Genomic DNA, 15,625 nt, shown 5'->3' on the forward strand with positions numbered 1-15,625 from the left:
GACTAAAAAACTTAGCTTACAACACAGGTCAAACTATTTATCAAATTAAGCATAATTTGCTTTCTAATTATTTAATAGGACAACTAAAACGTCCAGATATTGCTATGTCAATGGTTTAGTCTTTAGGTGCTCGGTGCGGCTACGCCGCACCATCGCTTGTGCCAGTTGCGTAAGTCCTATAGAAGTAACTGACCTTCTTTAGTAACATTTGGCAATGATATTATAAAAGTTCCTTCTATTTCAGTTCTATCTAACTCAATAGCTAATCCATAATTAATATCAGAAATTCTCTTTAGTTGGTAAGCGTCCCAATGTTGAGGAATGTTACCCAACCACTCAACACCAGAATCCTTATACTCAGAATAAGGGGGAAAATATTTTTCAATCATAATAAACTCTCAATATTTGGATTTTCTAAAAAAATATCTTGATTTTGTGCTGCTTTAGCAAGTTTATCGTCAACAGTAGCTAATAAAAATCCTTCTCTAATAGCTAATTCTAAATAAGCCGCATCATAAGTAGCAATATTATACTGACGTGCTAAATTTAAAGTAGCGGTAATAGTCTCGCTTACAGGTTTAATATCAACAATAATCGGTAATTGTTGTAATAATTTTATAGCTGTCTCTGTTTCCTCTCTAGTATTGCGGTTTCTGCGTTCTGCTACCCACAAAACATTACTGATTTCTAACCAAAAGAAAGTAGGTACTAATGCCTGATGTCCTCCTGAAAAGATAGTATAAATAGCGTTAGCATAATCATTATTTTCATCTGCTAAACACCAGCTAATTGCTACAGAACAATCTAAAATAAAAATCATTAATATCTACGTCCTTCTTCTATCGCTTCCCTAATTGACAAACCACCTAAAGAAATTTTTTGTTTTAGTTGATTTAATCGAGCTTTATTTCTTAATAAATTCTGTTTTTGCTCTGATGATATATTAATCTCAGGCTGAATAGATTTACCCATTTTTTGACCATGCCGTTCCATTTGTTGTAACATTAAAGCTGATTTACGCTCAATGATTTCTGCTTCTGAAAGGTGGGAACTTATTTCTAATTCTGCCACTTGCTTTAAAATAGCTTTGACTTCCGCTTGTAGAGAACGTCCATTTTTTTGAGCGCGACTGTGCAAACGCTCAATAATTAATGGTTCTAAATCTTCGAGAATAATTTGAGACATAATCTAATTACCTGCCTTTTCATTAAATATAGCAAATAAACGAGATTTTAACACCTCAATCTCTGCTGCTATTTCTACCCTTGGTCTTAAAGCTTGATATTGATAAAAATGGCGATTAAAATTAATTTCATATCCTACCTTACCTACTTGACCATCTTTTTCATCTTTTACCGTTTCATTAATCCAAGCATCGGGAACATGGGGTTTAACTTCTCGCTCAAAATAAGTATAGATATCTTCCTTTAATTTAACATTTTCATAATCCCTTAAATCGGGATCTGGTTCTGGGTTTCCCTCATCATCAAAGCAAATATCAGCAGTTTCATCTTTTTCCGACAAACCCGCTAAAATCAAATTTTTTACCTTAGCTGTTAATTTTACCTTTGCTGTTCCTGACTCCAACAATGAAAGCTGATTTACCTGACTTTTACTTTGCTTGGTTTTTGTTAAAGCTGCATCAATCACTTCTTTAAATTTTTGACGATTTTTATAAACTTTATCAGAATCTATTAAATCTAAAGCGTCTAAAATTAAAGCCTGTAATTCCTGACCTGCTTTTATTTCCTCTTCTCCTGCTGCACCTTTTTTCTTACTACTAGCCAAATTTATAAACGCGGAGGATGCTTTTAAATTTGCTATCCGTTCCGGTGAAGTTTTAAAATTCAACCTCAAAGGACGTTCAATGGTAATTTTACGATAACCAAAATCTGTATGATCAAAAATTTTCGCAAATTCACCCGCGTTAAAATCAAAAGCTAAATCATCTAATTTATCAATATGTTCCTCTCCTAATTCATTCCGCTTATCTCCTAAACTTTTCCGCATTTTTTGGGCAAAAAATTCTATTTCTTTTTCCTTACGTCGTTCTTTGACTTTATAAGTTGCAGCACCATTCACCAATAAAACTTTACCTTTACGATATTCTGGCTTGCGGTTACTGAGTACCCAAATATAAGTAGTAATACCTGTGTTATAAAATAATTGTCCTGGTAAAGCTACAATAGTTTCTAACCAATCATTTTCTAAAATCCAGCGCCGAATTTCACTTTCTCCACTTCCTGCATCACCTGTAAATAAAGGTGAACCATTTAAAACAATGGCTATTCTGCTTCCTCCTTCTTCCACAGGTTTCATTTTTGAGATCAAATGTTGCAGAAAAAGTAATTGACCATCATTAATGCGTGGTGTTCCTGCTTCAAATCTGCCTAATTTACCCCTTGCTACTTCTGCATCAATAAATTCTTTTTCCTTTTTCCAATCTTTCCCATAGGGAGGATTAACTAACATATAATCAAACTTCTGATCAGCATGACCATCATTTGCAAAACAACTACCAGATTTAATATTATCTGCATCTTTATCATCGCCTTTAATCAACATATCGGACTTGCACACAGCAAAGGTTTCGTCGTTAACCTCTTGTCCATATAGGCGAATATCTGCACTAGAGTTAATCTTTTCTCGAATATAATCTTTAGCAATAGATAACATTCCACCAGAACCACAAGCACAATCATAAATAGTGCGTATCACTCCTGGTTGTTTGAGTGCTGTTTCATCTCCTCTTAATACTAAACGCACCATTAATTTAATTACTTCACGGGGTGTAAAGTGTTCCCCCGGATTTTCGTTCATTTGTTCATTAAAACGGCGAATTAGTTCTTCAAAGATTGTCCCCATTGTATGGTTATCAATCTTATCTGGACTCAAATCAACTTCGGAAAATTTGTTAATCAGAGGTACTAATAAATTTTTAGAATCTAAAGTATTAATAGTAGTGCGTAGACTAAATTTATCAATTACCTCACGCATATTTTCTGAAAACCCGTTGAGGTAAGCAATGAGATTTTTAGCTAAATTCTTTTTATCTTCTAGTAATTTTTTAAAATCATATCCAGAAACGTTATAAAAAGATTTACCTCCTGCTGCTTTGCGTAATTGCCCATCTGGTTTTTGTAGTCCTTTTTCTTGAAGAAATTCATATCTTTTTAACACCTCATCTTTAGTAGGTGCTAAAATGCAATCTAAACGACGCAAGACTGTAAAGGGTAAAATCACATCAGGATATTTACCCCGTTTAAAGTCATCTCTAAGTATTTCATCAGCAATTTGCCAAATAAAGTTAGATGTTTCTTGAAAGTTCACAATTGCACCACTAAAGAAATTAATAAAGGATTTTAGTTTCTAACCATTAGAGCAGCTAGTTGGTTAGAGGTAAAGATGTAATTTTTGATAAGATAGAGAAATATGGTAGGCAATATTTTACCCATCTAGGCACATTACTGAATCACTATACAAATAAAAAGATAACTAGCTACTAAAGTTTTTCAAATTATCCCCCAATTGTTGATGCAAGCGATCGCCCCAAAAAGGAATCACAGTTTGTCCCTGACAAAGTGCCTCTAAAGCCGCTTGCTGGTCAAACTCCGCCAGTTGCAAAGGTTGTTCAGGCGATTTTGCAGGTAAAAACATCAACCGCTTCATCTTATCTTCAGTAACAGACTCCTCAAATAGCCAAGGCTCTCTTTTACGCAAAGTTTCCAAAGCTGCATGACACATTTCAAAATTTAAACCAATTGACAGCAAATGCTCCATTACTGACAGTGCCAACAAATCAGCCTTAGAATAATAAACATTTCTCCCCTTACCACTGGCATTAACCGTAGGTACTATAACCCCCTTCTCCCGCCAATACTGTAGCTGTCGGCGAGAACAATTAGTAATTTCAGCCGCTTCTGTGCTTGTGTAGAATTTTTCCTCCATAAGAATCATCCTATAGAAGTTTTTTGTAAATCACATATTATTTTTGAATAACATTATGTGTTTTTGTGATATTATATTTTCATGAGTGAAATTACTGTTCAATGTCGCCTAATTGCTAGTGAATCTACCCGCCATCAACTCTGGAAATTGATGGCAGAATTAAACACGCCGTTAATCAACGAACTACTACAACAGCTTAGTAAACACCCAGACTTCGAGAAATGGCGCAAAAATGGCAAACTGCCGTCAAGCGTTGTTAGTAAACTTTGCAAACCACTAGAAACTGATCCTCGTTTTGCCGGACAACCAAACCGTTGTTATGTATCCGCGATTCATGTAGTGGACTACATCTACCAGTCGTGGTTGAAAATCCAGAAACGTCTACAGCAGCAGCTAGATGGTAAAATACGCTGGCTAGAAATGCTCAACAGTGATGCTGAATTGGTTGAAACCAGTGGTTATAGCTTGGAGACTATTCGCGCCAAAGCTGCCGAGATTTTGGCAACAGCAACACCAACATCTGACCCTGATGCCCTTCAAATAAAAGCAGAAAGACCAAGAAATCCAAAAAACTATCCCCTTCCAATCCTGAGAAGAGTGTATCTCATAAATTATTTGACACTTACCAAGAAACCGACGATATACTCAGCCGTAGTGCCATCAGCTATCTGCTAAAAAACGGCTGTAAATTGAATGACAAAGAAGAAGACCCAGAAAAATTTGCTCAACGTCGCCGTAAGCTAGAAATACAGATTCAAAGGCTAACAGACAAGTTAACCAGTCGAATTCCCAAAGGTCGAGATTTAACCAATGCTAAATGGCTGGAAACACTTTTCACCGCTATAACCAATGTTCCAGAAGACAACTTTGAAGCCAAACGCTGGCAGGATATTCTGTTAAACCGATCAAGTTCTCTTCCTTTTCCCCTGGTTTATGAAACGAACGAAGACCTAGTTTGGTCAACAAACGAAAAAGGTAGGCTGTGCGTTCACTTCAATGGCTTAACCGATTTAACTTTTGAAGTGTACTGCGATAGTCGTCAACTGCATTGGTTTAAACGCTTCCTAGAAGATCAACAAACTAAACGCAAAAGCAAAAAACTCAAAAGCGAAAATCAGTATTCCAGTGCCTTGTTCACTCTCAGAAATGGTCGTATAGGTTGGCAAGAAGGAGAGGGTAAAGGTGAACCTTGGCAAATTAACCGATTGACCCTTTCTTGCTGTGTTGATAATCGCCTGTGGACTGCTGAAGGCACAGAACAAGTTCGCCAAGAGAAAGCAGAGGAGATTACCAAATTGCTCACCAACATGAAGAAGAAGAGTGATTTAACCGATAACCAGCAAGCATTTATTCAGCGTAAACAAACAACACTAACTCGCTTGAACAATTCCTATGATCGTCCTAGTCAACCCCTGTACCAAGGTCAATCACACATTTTAGTAGGAGTAAGTTTAGGGTTGGAAAAACCTGCCACAGTAGCCGTAGTGGATGCGATCGCCAACAAAGTCTTAGCTTATCGCAGTATTAAACAGCTACTTGGTGAAAATTATGAACTCCTGAATCGCCAAAGGCAACAACAGCAATCACTATCCCATGAACGCCACAAAGCACAGAAAAGTTTTTCGCCCAATCAGTTTGGTACATCTGAGTTAGGACAGTATATAGACAGATTATTAGCAAAAGAAATTGTAGCGATCGCCCAAACCTACAAAGCTGGCAGCATTGTCTTACCCAAGCTAGGGGATATACGGGAGATAATCCAGAGTGAGATTCAAGCCCTAGCAGAAGCAAAATGTCCAGGCTCAGTGGAAATCCAGAGAAAATATGCTAAACAATATCGAACAAACGTCCATCAATGGAGTTATGGCAGACTGATTCAGAGTATTCAAAGTAAAGCTGCTCAGGTAGGAATTACCATAGAAGAAGGGAAACAGCCTACTCGTGCTAGTCCTCAAGATCAAGCCAAAGAATTAGCTTTCTGTGCTTATCATCTCCGCCTAGCCAAACATAGTTGACAAATATATACCGAACCTTGAAAATAGAATAATAAATATAATAGCGCCGCAATTCATACTCCTTTGAGTCTCTGAATTGTGAAAAATATGGGTTAGTTTGACTGTAGCAATATAGTCTTGCTTTCTGACCCTGGTAGCTGCTCACCCTGATGCTGCTGTCTTCGGACAGGATAGGTGCGCTCCCAGCAATAAGGGCGCGGATGTACTGCTGTAGTGGCTACCGAATCACCTCCGACCAAGGAGGAACCCTCCTCAATTCTTCATTTGAAGAACTAAAATCAAGGCAAAATTTCTCAGAGATCCGCGCAAGTGTCGAAACTCTTGACCTGTCTAAATTTCATCGGTTTTAAATCAGATATGATTTTTGTGACTGAGGCTCAAATAGGAAATTTGAAGACATCCGCGCTAACGACATCTGGAAACGTTGCCCCACAATACTTTGAAACTGGGTGGGTAACAAACAACCCTCCTAGTACCGGGTGGGTTGAAAGTTAGTTTTTTAAAGCCTTGGAATCAGTTCTTTAAAGGTAACAACAACCCTCCTAGTACCGGGTGGGTTGAAAGGAAAGGAAAGGAATCTTTCTGTCTGATCAGCGATCGCTCAAAAGGAGTAACAACAACCCTCCTAGTACCGGGTGGGTTGAAAAATCACGTATGGTAGACACAATAAAAGTCTAATTGACGGTAAGACTTGTGCGAGGGTTGAAAGATAGGAGTTCGATTCTCATAACATCTATAAATGTTATGAAAAAATTAACATTAGGCAAGCTAGATGTAAGACTATAATAATAGTCAAGAAGTGAGTAAATACGATGACAACAATTTGTCACTGGCTTTCTAAATACATTCTTTTTCTCTAGTGACAGCAATTTGTCACCAACGACAGCAGATTGTCACTGATGACAGATAATTAGTCACTGTACAACATTCATTGTTACCAGATATCTACTAGTTTATGGGCAGGAGGAGAATCGAACTCCTATGACCGCAAGGTCGCCGCATTTTGAGTGCGGTGCGTCTACCAGTTTCGCCACCCGCCCTTGAATGGCATTTTATTATGGTAACTTACTTTTTCCAATTTGTCAATACCTAGAAAAACTTTTTTGCCCAAGTTGAAAATGCCATCAACAAAATACCAGATTATGATGATTACCAATTACGCCATTTGCCTAATAATGAACCTCCATGCAGTAATTGGTGATATTCTTGACTACTAGCCCATCTATCAATTTCCCGCGCTCGTAATACTGGTACTGGATGGCTTAATTGTGCTGTGCGTGCTTCTTTAACCATTTCCCCAAGTTCATTTTTACTAATATCATCATAGGCACGGGCTTGATCAATAAAAGCATCTAAGTTTAAATGAGGTGCTAATTTAGGTGAACCACCAGCAAGTTTCATTAACACTGACATCACTACTTTAGGATTTTGCGTGACTAATAACGCTGCGCGATCGCAGGTAAACTCGGCACAACGTACCCATTCTAACAACTGGTTTTGAATTGCTTGGGCTACTATTGTCCCCACATTAGGAACTATGGCGGCTGCTAATATCAGTAAATTTACAGGAGTGAGATAGACACTATGATCACATTTTAAATGACCTAATTCATGGGCAATTACTGCTTGTATTTCTTCTGATGTGAGAATTTCTATTAATGATGTGTGAATTACTACAAAAGGTTGTTTACCACGCATGGCAAAGGTATAAGCGTTAGGCGCGGGATGTTGACGTACATATAATTGAGGTGTTTCAATATCTAAAATTTTACAAGCATCTAATAATAGTTTGTGTAAATCCGGTAGTTGTCTTTCACTGACTAAAATACTAGAGGCAATATTTTCTACATAAAATACTTGTTCTGCTACAGGTCCGAGCCAATTCCTAACCATCATATCTATACCAGGAATTTGTTTGAGAGTATTTGTTGCTTCCAAATCTAAAGGATGACGGAAAGCATCTGCTTTTAAACCAATTAAGGGAGTTTTTACTAAAGACATAAGTTATGACAATCCATAAAAAATGTAGTTTTTACAACAATTTTGTCAATTTTCCAAATATAGGGCTAAAACCCAATAAAATCGTTATGATATCAATAGGGTTTCAGGCTTTTGGAAATAGCATTTATTGTACAAGTATAGCAATTTATTTAAGAATATAACCAGCTTGTTACGATAGCAAGACTTAGATAAAAAAGAGACCAAAAGAAGTTATAACTTTCAGAGAGATTACTTATCCTAAAATTTGCCAATTGTCACTTAATTTATCTAAAGGTGGATAATTTCTTTCTGCTAAAAATTCAGTTAAAGCAATAGAGTGAGGAAATTCTTTTCTAAAACTATCAGATAAACAATTAACTAATGGCCGAGATAATATTTGAGAATATTGACCTCTTAAACAAAGATCATACCAATGTATTAGCTTAGACTGACAAAGTTTATACATATCAACTCTAGCTTTTTTGATAAGCATATCAAGTTGTTTTTTAACTTCTTGAATTGTGTACATAATTTTTGGAGGTAGATAAATGATTTTCAAAAAGATTTAATTGATGAAAGAGTGAATGTTTAGATACAGTCAATTTACTATTTCCTGTAACCAGCAAATTAATCATAACATCAATAATACTAGCTACACAAGGAATAGCAATAGCATTACCAGTTAACTTCCTGATAGTTTGATAACTTCCTATTATTTGATAAGATTCGGGAAAACCCTGTAATCTTAACATTTCTCTTTCAGTTAATCTTCTTTCTCCATTAACTAATAAATAATTATAAGATGCACCTGCTCTTAATGCACAAGAATAAGGATATACACTAATATTACCAGATTTGTTTTCATGCCATATTGTTGGTTGATCGTATTGTTGATTAGGTTTAACTTTCTGTAAACGATTTTGTCTAATTTGTTCCGAAGCATAATAAAAGTCAGAAACAGAATTTTCTAATATTGTTGATAATGGTTGCATAGGAATTTTTACCAATGGCCACTGAAAATTCTGATAGTGATATTGATTTTTAAAACCTATGATTAAAATTCTTTCTCGTTTTTGTGGTAATCCATAATTTAGAGCATTAACAATTTTATAATCTGTATAATATCCTAAATCTTGTAAATTATTAATAATAGTTTTTAACGTTTTTCCTTGTTGATGTCCTTGTAACTGTTTTACATTTTCTAATATAAAAGCTGTGGGTTGTTTAGCTTTAATAATTCTAGCAATATCGAAAAATAATGTACCTCTGGTATCTGCAAAACCTTTAAGTTCTCCACAAATACTAAAAGGTTGACAGGGAAAACCAGCTAATAATATATCATGTTCGGGAATATCATTTTCATTAATTTTAGTAATATCTCCTGCTGGAGTTTCTCCAAAATTTGCTGTATATATTTTTTGGCAATCTATATCAATATCACTAGAAAAAACACATTGAGAGAGAATATTATATTGGTGACAAATCATTTCAATGGCTATTCTAAATCCCCCTGTACCACAAAATAAATCTATAAATTTGATCATTTTTTTATCCTTGTTATTAAAACACCTTTTATAGATTTGAGGTTATTTTATGCGTTCTTTTCACCTCCTCATTTTGAGAGTAAAAGTAAATTAATGGCGAACGTTACGAACTTGATATGATATCAATAAGAGCGATCGCCATTAAATACCATTAAATCAAGGGACTATAGCAGAAATTGGTGTAGAATTACCATGATCAGTAACATCTACATTTGCAGATGTATCTTTTAAACGAGTAATTTTTGCTCCTAACTCCTGTAGTTTATAGTCAAGACGATCATAACCTCGATCCAAATGGTGCAAACCTTGAATTGTGGTTGTACCTTGTGCTGCTAAACCTGCTATGACTAAAGCTGCGGAAGCTCTTAAATCCGTACCTATGACTGGCGCACCTGATAACATGGGTACTCCCTTCACAAAAGCAGTATTTCCCTTAACTCGAATATCTGCACCTAAACGGTTTAATTCAGAAGCATGACGCAAACGGTTTTCAAACACAGATTCATTAATGATACTATCTCCCTCTGCTAAGGTTAGCAAAGCCATAAAAGGTGCTTGCATATCTGTAGGAAAGCCGGGATGGGGTAAAGTATCAATATTGATAGCTTTTAAGGTCTTTGCAGGTAAGATGCGTAACCTATCTGGTGCTTCTTCAATTATTTCCACACCAATTTCTTGCAACTTCGCAATCACAGGAAATAAATGATCCGGAGCTACAGGTGATAAAGTCAATTCTGAGCGAGTAATAGCGGCTGCAAGTAAAAATGTACCTGCTTCAATCCGATCTGGAATGATAGTGTAATCTGTAGAATGTAATTGTGATACACCAACTATAGTAATTTTACTAGTTCCTGCTCCTTGGATTTTTGCTCCCATTGAATTACAGAAGTTAGCTAAATCAACTACCTCTGGTTCTTTAGCTGCATTTTCAATGATAGTTTCACCTTCAGCTAGGGTAGCAGCCATCATCAGTGTTTCCGTTGCTCCCACACTAGGAGTATCTAAATATATTTTAGCTCCTTTTAATTTACCATTACCTCCAGGCAGAGAAGCATGACAAATACCATGCTCAATTTGCACTTCAGCACCCATAGATTGTAACCCACGCACGTGCAAATCTACTGGTCTAGCACCAATGGCACAACCCCCAGGTAAAGGCATTTGGGCAACTCCTAATCTGGCTAAAATTGGACCAATAGCAAAAAAACTAGCCCGTAGTTGGGTAACTAATTCATAAGGTGCTTTTGATGTAGTAATTTCCCTAGCATTAACGTCTAAAATATCGCCTTCTCTATGTAAACGTAATCCTAATGCTGATAAAACCTCTGCCATGCGTTCCACATCTGCTAAGAAGGGAACATTGCGAATACGGCAATCTCCAGAACAGAGCAAAGTTCCTGCCATAATTACTAAAGCAGAATTTTTTGCTCCACTAATGTGTACATGACCTGCCAAAGAATGCCCTCCACATATTTGCAAAACTGAGGAGTCTGCTACTAGTGAAGATTTAGCATCTGGTAAGCTGGTAGAAGAATTAATAAGCCTACCTCCCAAAAAAATAGTTATTATCAGGATTTGAAGTTGGTTCTGATTTTACATGATTAAGGACTTTAGGAGTCACTCCCTCAGCCATGATCAACTTCAAGATTTTTTACTTAGTGATTATTTAGACATCCTGCGATAATTAAATGTGGATAACCACCAAACCCTTGTAGGGACAATTGATGAATTTAGCGTTGCTGAACTCAGGTATGAAATTGAGAAATTCAAAATTTGAAACTTTGCGTCTAACGCAAGTGCTTCCCTTCGCTGATGAGCGAAATAAATAAATAAAATAAATGTCATACCCCAATTCATCAACGCCATGAATTTGCCCTAGGATGATTTTCGCAAGATGTCTATTGACAAATTACCATAGTTAAGTAATAATAATTAATTGTGACTTAATGTCAAGAAGCGGAACTGGCGGAATTGGCAGACGCGCTAGATTCAGGTTCTAGTGCCGCAAGGCTTCCGGGTTCAAGTCCCGGGTTCCGCATTATTTTATTTTAATTATCAAAATTGTGTTAACAAGTTTACAAAATTCTTTAGTTAAACAAATTCGTAAGTTACATTCTCCTAAAGAACGCCATAACCAAATGTTGTTTTTATTAGAAGGTACACATTTATTAGAAGAGGCTTGTGCTGTACATTATCCTTTAGAAACGGTTTGTTGTACTCAGAAGTGGCAGTTAGCACATTTAGAGTTATGGAATTTAGTATGTGGTGTGTGCGATCGCTCAGAAATTGTTAGTGATGAAGTTTTAGCTTCTATGGCCACTACTGTTAACCCTGATGGAGTAATAGCTACAGCTAAAAAACTACCAGAAAATAGTGAACTTCCTGATTATGGCATAATTTTAGCCTTGGAAACTATTCAAGATCCTGGTAATCTGGGTACTATTATACGTAGTGCTGCGGCTGCGGGTGCTGAAGGCTTATGGTTAAGTCATGATAGTGTAGATTTTGATCATCCTAAAGTTTTACGAGCTTCTGCTGGGCAATGGTTTCGTTTAAATAAGGCTGTAAGTGAAGATTTACAAAACACAGTGTCAAAATGTAAACAAGCAGGAATGCAAATAGTCGCTACTTTACCCACAGCCAATTTAACTTATTGGCAAGTAGATTGGTGTAAACCCAGTTTAATACTTTTGGGGAATGAAGGAGCAGGTTTATCTACAGATTTAGCAGCGATGGCTGATATAAAAGTGAAAATTCCCCTGAGTAATGATGTAGAATCTTTAAATGTGGCGATCGCTGCATCTTTAATGTTGTATGAAGCAAAAAGACAGAAAACCTCTAGTTAGAATCGTCGTTTTCTGAAGTTTATGACTCTTTTTCTTCTTTCTGTTAATTAACTCTCTGAGATCCTGAGAATAGATTATACTAGATTGTAAGTGTTATAGGTATTAAATATTATTAGAATTGTTACATCTTTATTACATCTCTAGCAATTTCCATTCAAGTGAGGTACAAACATTAATAATTAAACGCAGATAACTTAGTGATTTTTGTTACCTATAAAGTATGTATTAAATTTCTGAGTGATGATGATGAATAAATTAGTTAGGAAAACCCTGATTTATTTAGGTGTAGGATTAATGATATTTGGGTTAATGGCTTGTAATCAAGTTCTGAGTAATAGTGGAGATATGGTAGAAAAAGTAAGCGATGGTGATACCATTGTTGTGACAGATTCTCAAGGTCAGAAAATTACAGTCAGGTTTGCTTGTGTTGATGCTCCAGAAATACCTCATTCTCAAAAAGAGAAGACTAGTAAACGTCTAAAAGATGTTAACCAGTTTAGTTGGGGCTTAAGAGCGCAAGTCAGGGTAGAAAAATTAGTCAAAGAATCTAAAAATCATGTGATTCTCAATATAACAGATAGCGATCGCTATCATCGAAAAGTTGCCGAAGTGCGATTACAAAATGGTACATTAATCCAAGAAGTGTTGTTGAAAGAAGGACTAACAAAAGTATATCCTCCCTATTTAAACAAATGTCCTAGTAAAGATGTCATTTTAGCAGCACAAGCACAAGCGCAACAGCAAAAACGAGGTATTTGGGATGATCCTGAGTTTATTGATCCTTGGAAATTTCGCAAGTAGTCAGGAGTTTATAATGGTGAAAAAGATGTACCAGATTTGATAAACTGCTTATTAAATCAAAGTTGTCGTCAAGAAAAAGTAGAGTATTTACTAATAGATAATAATAGCAGCGATCGCATATTATCAACATTACAAAACATCGCCGAAAATTCGCCTATGAACATTCGCATTTTCAGCGAAAATAATATTCAAAGTTGCTACATAGGGAGAAACCAAGCAATTAGAAACATTACTTCAGATCATCAAATTATCGTCTTTACTGATGCAGAATGTCGGACAAAACCATCATGGTTAGAAGAACTAATTAAACTTACTAATTTATAATTCCAAATTGTTGTATTCTAATAATAAGCAGCAATGAGAAATTAAGGAAGGTTAAAATTCATGGCTTATTCGTGGTTTAAAGCATTTCACATCATTGGTTTTGTAGTTTGGTTTGCGGGTTTATTTTACCTAGTGCGTTTGTTTATCTACCACGTTGAAGCTAACCAAGAACCTGAACCAGCAAAAACCATCCTGAAAAATCAATATCAAATCATGGAAAAACGTCTCTATCATATTATTACTATCCCAGGAATGATAGTGACAGTAGCAATGGCTATAGGAATTTTATCAACTAATCCAGATTTTTTAAAACAAACCTGGTTACATTTTAAATTAGGTTTTGTGGGTATTTTGTTAATATATCATCATTATTGTGGAAGACTGTTAAAACAATTAGCAGCAGATGAATGTCGTTGGAGTGGCCAACAATTACGAGCTTTAAATGAAGCACCAACTTTGTTATTAGTTGTTATTGTGATGTTGGCTATTTTCCAAAATAACCTACCTACAGATTTAACAGCTTGGTTAATTTTTGGTTTGGTGATTTTTATGGCTGTGAGTATTCAAATGTATGCTAAAATTCGCCGACGTAATAAGGAAAAGTTAATAGCTGAAGTTAAAGAAGTTCAACAAGTGTAAACGGGTAAGTTGGGCTATGCAGGGTTAAGTAAACATCTGTTTTTTCCCTGCAAATATATAGCGGAGTTGAACAAATTATCAATGGAGAAAAGTTTATAAAACTGGCAGAAAATTTAATTGGAACTTTTTAACCCGCTCACGAAAAATTTACTAATTACTCTTACTATGACAATCTCTCAACCATAGTTTAACACCTTGAGCGATCGCACTATGACTACTATCTCTTAAAGGTGCTAATGGTTCTGTTTTTGGATAAGCCCCAGTTTGTGAAAACATCATCACTAATTCCCAACCAGTATCAGTTTTGGTTAAAAATAGACGATGAAATTGTTGTAATTCTATAGATGTTTGATTAATATATTTCCTTTCTAAAGTTGTAAAAAAAACTTGTTTTACTTCTGTGGAGTCATATTCTGGAGTATTGCTAATTCCTGGATTTAATGGTAAAGGTGATAAATCAGGTTTACCCGCTACCAAAACATAGGAAAAAATATCAACCTCTCTTTTTAAACGTCGAGAACGTTGCGTTACACGGTTCACATAGTCAGGTAAAGCTATCATTAATTCATCTATTAATTTTGGTAAGTTGTCTACATTTTCTGGAGAACAATATTTACTTTTAACTATATTTTTAGATGTATTTTTAACGGTACTTTTGTTTTTAAAAACCACTTTTTGGGATAATACAGGTTGATTAAAAATAGACAACATTAACCATATTAATAATGCACCACATAAAATCTTGATGTTCATATTATATTCATTAAATTATCAATTATCAATTTCTGCAATAATCTTCTGCCATGCTAATTCAGGATCAACCGCAGCAGTAATAGGACGACCAATAACTAGATAATTTGCTCCTGCCATTATAGCTTGTGATGGTGTGAGCGATCGCTTTTGATCACTTTTTTCTGCCCAAGTGGGACGAACTCCTGGACAAACTAAGGTAAAATCATTACCACAACTATTCCGTAATTGTGCTGCTTCTTGAGGAGAGCATACTGCTCCATCTAAACCTGATTCTCGCGCTAAAAGAGCCATTTGTAAAGTAAATTCTGGCAATTCCAGGGGAATTTTCAAATCAAACGCTAAATCTCTGCTAGAAATGCTAGTTAATAAGGTAATAGCGATTAATTTTGGTGGTTTTGTTCCAGCTTTTTCTGCTCCAATTTGTACAGCATCCCGCGCAGATTGGAGGCAATCTTTACCATTAGTAGCATGAACTGTTAATAAGTCAACTCCATAACTAGCTGCTGCACGACAAGCGCCTGCCACAGTATTAGGAATATCATGGAATTTCAAATCTAGGAAAACGCGCTTTTCTTGAGATTTGAGAACTTCGATAATTTTTGGACCAGTGCTAGTAAATAATTCTAAACCTACTTTCCAAAAAGTGACTTGAGGAAGTTTATTAATTAGAGCGATCGCGCTTTGTAAATCTGATACATCTAAAGGCACAATAATTTTTTTAGCATTCATATTTCTGGTTATTACTTATTACATATTATCCAATTTATTATACTCC

The 15,625-nt window shown here is 35.8% G+C and carries 14 protein-coding genes, 2 tRNA genes and 2 pseudogenes; 6 read left to right on the forward strand and 12 right to left on the reverse strand.

Annotated elements, in window-relative coordinates; genetic code table 11:
- Nucleotides 1-176 precede the first annotated feature (176 nt).
- The 5 genes from H6F32_RS14470 to H6F32_RS14490 form a co-directional block, all read right to left on the reverse strand.
- Nucleotides 177-389: a hypothetical protein gene (locus H6F32_RS14470; protein WP_190370064.1), complete on the reverse strand. Its 213-nt coding sequence runs from the start codon at nt 387-389 to the stop codon at nt 177-179.
- Nucleotides 386-820: a type II toxin-antitoxin system VapC family toxin gene (locus H6F32_RS14475; protein ID WP_190370025.1), complete on the reverse strand. Its 435-nt coding sequence runs from the start codon at nt 818-820 to the stop codon at nt 386-388. Before H6F32_RS14475 ends, H6F32_RS14470 begins: the two co-directional genes overlap by 4 nt.
- A complete protein-coding gene (locus H6F32_RS20630; RefSeq protein ID WP_242031143.1) occupies nt 820-1,185 on the reverse strand; it encodes a FitA-like ribbon-helix-helix domain-containing protein in 366 nt (121 codons plus the stop codon). The genes H6F32_RS14475 and H6F32_RS20630 overlap by 1 nt, the downstream gene beginning before the upstream one ends.
- Before the next feature lie 3 nt (nt 1,186-1,188).
- Nucleotides 1,189-3,330: a class I SAM-dependent DNA methyltransferase gene (locus tag H6F32_RS14485; RefSeq protein ID WP_313926646.1), complete on the reverse strand. Its 2,142-nt coding sequence runs from the start codon at nt 3,328-3,330 to the stop codon at nt 1,189-1,191.
- Nucleotides 3,331-3,495: 165 nt separating this feature from the next.
- A complete protein-coding gene (locus H6F32_RS14490; protein WP_190370026.1) occupies nt 3,496-3,948 on the reverse strand; it encodes a MerR family transcriptional regulator in 453 nt (150 codons plus the stop codon).
- Nucleotides 3,949-4,098: 150 nt separating this feature from the next.
- Between H6F32_RS14490 and cas12k the strand changes: the two are divergent.
- Nucleotides 4,099-5,963, forward strand: a pseudogene (gene cas12k / locus H6F32_RS14495) (type V CRISPR-associated protein Cas12k).
- 956 nt (nt 5,964-6,919) lie between these two features.
- Here cas12k and H6F32_RS14500 read toward each other — a convergent pair.
- From H6F32_RS14500 to murA, 5 genes are all read right to left on the reverse strand, one after another.
- A tRNA-Leu gene (locus H6F32_RS14500) sits at nt 6,920-7,003 on the reverse strand.
- Between the two features lie 109 nt (nt 7,004-7,112).
- On the reverse strand, nt 7,113-7,964 hold the full coding sequence (locus H6F32_RS14505; RefSeq protein WP_190370027.1) for a M48 family metallopeptidase: 852 nt from the start codon (nt 7,962-7,964) through the stop codon (nt 7,113-7,115).
- A 232-nt stretch (nt 7,965-8,196) separates the two neighbouring features.
- Complete coding sequence (locus tag H6F32_RS14510; RefSeq protein WP_190370028.1) at nt 8,197-8,472, reverse strand: HaeII family restriction endonuclease; 276 nt, start codon at nt 8,470-8,472, stop codon at nt 8,197-8,199.
- Nucleotides 8,450-9,487: a DNA (cytosine-5-)-methyltransferase gene (dcm, locus tag H6F32_RS14515; protein WP_190370029.1), complete on the reverse strand. Its 1,038-nt coding sequence runs from the start codon at nt 9,485-9,487 to the stop codon at nt 8,450-8,452. Before dcm ends, H6F32_RS14510 begins: the two co-directional genes overlap by 23 nt.
- A gap of 156 nt (nt 9,488-9,643) precedes the next feature.
- A complete protein-coding gene (gene murA / locus H6F32_RS14520) occupies nt 9,644-11,041 on the reverse strand; it encodes a UDP-N-acetylglucosamine 1-carboxyvinyltransferase (RefSeq protein WP_190370030.1) in 1,398 nt (465 codons plus the stop codon).
- Nucleotides 11,042-11,443: 402 nt separating this feature from the next.
- Here murA and H6F32_RS14525 point away from each other — a divergent pair.
- The 5 genes and pseudogenes from H6F32_RS14525 to hemJ all read left to right on the forward strand — a co-directional run bounded on the left by H6F32_RS14525 (nt 11,444) and on the right by hemJ (nt 14,097).
- Nucleotides 11,444-11,525 (forward strand) — tRNA-Leu (locus tag H6F32_RS14525).
- A 25-nt stretch (nt 11,526-11,550) separates the two neighbouring features.
- Nucleotides 11,551-12,333, forward strand: coding sequence for an RNA methyltransferase (locus tag H6F32_RS14530; protein ID WP_190370031.1), 783 nt, complete (start codon nt 11,551-11,553; stop codon nt 12,331-12,333).
- Between the two features lie 246 nt (nt 12,334-12,579).
- Nucleotides 12,580-13,134, forward strand: coding sequence for a thermonuclease family protein (locus tag H6F32_RS14535; protein ID WP_190370063.1), 555 nt, complete (start codon nt 12,580-12,582; stop codon nt 13,132-13,134).
- Between the two features lie 18 nt (nt 13,135-13,152).
- Nucleotides 13,153-13,458, forward strand: a pseudogene (locus H6F32_RS14540) (glycosyltransferase); the annotation flags it as partial.
- Between the two features lie 60 nt (nt 13,459-13,518).
- Nucleotides 13,519-14,097, forward strand: coding sequence for a protoporphyrinogen oxidase HemJ (hemJ, locus tag H6F32_RS14545; protein ID WP_190370033.1), 579 nt, complete (start codon nt 13,519-13,521; stop codon nt 14,095-14,097).
- A gap of 150 nt (nt 14,098-14,247) precedes the next feature.
- Here hemJ and H6F32_RS14550 read toward each other — a convergent pair whose 3' ends face one another.
- Both H6F32_RS14550 and pyrF read right to left on the reverse strand, forming a co-directional pair.
- A complete protein-coding gene (locus tag H6F32_RS14550) occupies nt 14,248-14,850 on the reverse strand; it encodes a hypothetical protein (RefSeq protein WP_190370034.1) in 603 nt (200 codons plus the stop codon).
- An 18-nt stretch (nt 14,851-14,868) separates the two neighbouring features.
- Nucleotides 14,869-15,579 carry an orotidine-5'-phosphate decarboxylase gene (pyrF, locus tag H6F32_RS14555; RefSeq protein WP_190370035.1) on the reverse strand — a complete coding sequence of 237 codons (711 nt, stop codon included), beginning with the start codon at nt 15,577-15,579 and terminating at the stop codon, nt 14,869-14,871.
- Between the last annotated feature and the right edge of the window lie 46 nt (nt 15,580-15,625).

The sequence above is a fragment of the Anabaena sp. FACHB-1237 genome, assembly GCF_014696225.1.
Classification (GTDB): domain Bacteria; phylum Cyanobacteriota; class Cyanobacteriia; order Cyanobacteriales; family Nostocaceae; genus FACHB-1237.